The sequence below is a fragment of the Candidatus Woesearchaeota archaeon genome (assembly GCA_020854775.1).
Classification (GTDB): Archaea; Nanobdellota; Nanobdellia; order Woesearchaeales; family 21-14-0-10-32-9; genus 21-14-0-10-32-9.
Genome location: JAHKLZ010000013.1, coordinates 1 through 2,710, shown reverse-complemented (window position 1 = coordinate 2,710; position 2,710 = coordinate 1). Strand labels below are relative to the sequence as shown.

The following is a 2,710-nucleotide window of genomic DNA, read 5'->3' as shown; positions in this document are numbered from 1 at the left end:
ATAGTGCTAATTTCAAGGGCGTTACATTTAATAAACTTTGTAGCGGTTTGGCAGTAAAGTGCTTCGAAATGCCCAACGCTTCATACACCAACCGTTACCCAACATAATTAAGAACGAACTGGAATCGCAAAAACAACACACAAAGACTTGGATACGAATTCATTAATAAATGAAATTAAAGTTTTATTCACTCAGTTATACTCTGAGATTGAAGAACCTATATCTCCAAACCAATTAGAACTTAATAAGATTATTGAGCAGTTTGAAAATACTTTGTCTTCTCATTTTCCTTATATGAGAAAAAACTATATCTTCATAAGAAGAATAGATGGAACGATAACATATGAAAATAATTTATCAGAATATGTTAACATTCCGTCTCCTCTAAATGTGAACACATATCTATCGCTAATAAAACCAGAATATCTATTTGATTTTTTATGCTGGACAATATCTGCTTACAAATACGCTAAGATTATTAAAAATCAATTAGAACCTTTAATACTAATTTATAGAATTAGAATTCCAATTCAATTAAAGGATGGAAATTATTACTGGGTTTTACAAGAAAGCAGCCCATTACAATTTGATAAAAACAAAAATATGTTATCGCATCTTAATTCATACACAATTACTGAAAGATATGTTGAAAAATCATTTGTTGGAATAACCGGTGAAGTTTATTATAAAAACCAATATAACGAAAAGTTCACAGCAGAACTTACAGAATTAATGCTAAATAAAAAAGCCTTTGTACTCTCCCCGATACAAATTGAAATTATAAGATATTTTTACACTAACCCGAAAAGTACAATTACACGTTGTGCCATAAACTTAAAATACCCTCTTAATACTATAAAAAAGTACATTTCAAATTCTCAGCAAAAAACTGGAATAATAGATAAAGCTAAATTATCATTTCCTGATCAAAATATCAAATCGTTAAAAGACATTGTTTCACTTCTTTCGAGAATAGGTTGGTTCTATTAACATATAATTATTGGGTATAAAAATGTGGTAAATTGGGTATAAACCGTTTAACTGAAAATTTATCATCTGAACAATTCATATTTTTGAATCAGTATCTGAAAAAATCATTTACTGGCGGATCCGAAAAGCCATACGAGTAGGTAAATTAAAATCTCAATACTATGAAAAAGTGTCAATATTTGCTTCTAATCGTGGCATTAATACTATTTGCCCAATTATCTGCTTTAGGTCAAGACAAAACTGAACAGAAAAAAATTATCTACACTACGTTGGATGTTAAGCAAGAGTACGAAATTGTTGAAATTATTGCAGCTACCTATGATGTTACTTCTACTTTTTCTGGTAGTCCAATTTTAAAAGCCTATACTAATGCTTGGGATCAATTTAAGAAAAATGCAGAGACAATAGGTGCAGATGCTGTTGTAGGCGTTCGTATTGAACTAGAAAATATGAATGGTCAAATTGTCGGCAGAGTACTTATTTATGGTACTGCCGTTAAATTCATTAATAAAACTGTTGAAAATTAGCTGTTTCTTAAATTCTCTTTTTTAACTAATTAAAACTAAATGATTATGAAATTACTCAAAGTTTTTCTTCCTCTATTTTTCTTTTCAATTTTTTGTTTTAAATCCTTCTCACAAAACAATCTTTCGATAAAAGGAAAATGGCTATGTGTTCAAGTTTATCTTGACAATTCGGATAAAGCAAACCCAAATGTTTTGAAATTCGTAGAAAGTGAGAATAAATATAACTCCAATAATAGTACATATTGTTTTACTGATGGTAATTTCAAATTAATTGACAAGGGAAAAGTTGAAAATTTAGGTAAAAATGTTGTTTACAGATTAGTAACAGACCTTAAAGGATTTTTTGAAGGTAAAAATGTCATAAATGCCGATGGTAAAATACTTGTTATTTATGACAGCAGCGAACGTATAGATCCAGATGACATAGCTCTAGGCCCATTTGAAATTGTCTCAATTTCAGAAAGTGAAATGATTCTTAAAGATATTCATCCAAGAAAACTTAGAGAATATGGCGAAGGTTTGAATTATAAGTTCGTAAAACAATAAATAATATGAACAGGAAACAAATCATTTCAATAATTTCGATAGTTTGTGGAATTATTTTAATAATAACCTCACAATCAAACCTATTTTACTCAAAAAGAACTTATAAAGCACCACCGCCCAAAGACCCATTTGGTTATGCTTCAACTTTTGGTAAAGAAAAAGATAAGTATAGGACTGTTTATGTTCCTAATAATACCTTAATCTATTCTTCCTTATCAATAGGAATCTTATTAATCATTTTTGGTGGTTATAGTTTTTATAAAAATAACCCTTTTCAAAAAAAGGATAACTGAAAATGTTCTAATTAATTATTCTTAAATACTATGAAGTAAAGTTTTACTTCATAGTATTTTTGTTAAGATTGTAAATTATTGACTAAATATAAATTACGTTGGGTAACAAGGGGTTAATAAAATGCAGGTTGATAGCGGAGCAGAAAATTACCTCGCTTTTTCGTAGCTTCGTAGGGCTGGATAGAAAATCCTTTCAAACTCCTGCACTTTACCAACCCCCAGCCGTTGTGCCCAATGGTCGAAATTCGGGGCTGAAAGATTAAGTCATTGGTTGACAGTCATTTTTTACGACTCCTGAAAATATTTCACTCTGACAAAGAACTATTTTCTACCTAAAAATATTTCACAATGACT

At 29.6% G+C, this 2,710-nt stretch carries 4 protein-coding genes; all 4 read left to right on the top strand.

Annotated elements, in window-relative coordinates; all coding sequences use genetic code 11:
* The first annotated feature begins 147 nt into the window (after window positions 1–147).
* The 4 genes from KO361_03175 (at window position 148) to KO361_03160 (ending at window position 2,356) form a co-directional block, all read left to right on the top strand.
* On the top strand, window positions 148–990 hold the full coding sequence (locus KO361_03175; GenBank protein ID MCC7574570.1) for a hypothetical protein: 843 nt from the start codon (window positions 148–150) through the stop codon (window positions 988–990).
* 191 nt (window positions 991–1,181) lie between these two features.
* Window positions 1,182–1,517, top strand: a complete 336-nt coding sequence (locus tag KO361_03170) for a YbjQ family protein (protein MCC7574569.1) — start codon at window positions 1,182–1,184, stop codon at window positions 1,515–1,517.
* 45 nt (window positions 1,518–1,562) lie between these two features.
* Window positions 1,563–2,063 carry a hypothetical protein gene (locus KO361_03165; protein ID MCC7574568.1) on the top strand — a complete coding sequence of 167 codons (501 nt, stop codon included), beginning with the start codon at window positions 1,563–1,565 and terminating at the stop codon, window positions 2,061–2,063.
* 5 nt (window positions 2,064–2,068) lie between these two features.
* The gene (locus KO361_03160) at window positions 2,069–2,356 is read left to right on the top strand and encodes a DUF308 domain-containing protein (GenBank protein MCC7574567.1); all 288 of its coding nucleotides are present in this window, start codon (window positions 2,069–2,071) and stop codon (window positions 2,354–2,356) included.
* The last annotated feature ends 354 nt before the right edge of the window (window positions 2,357–2,710 follow it).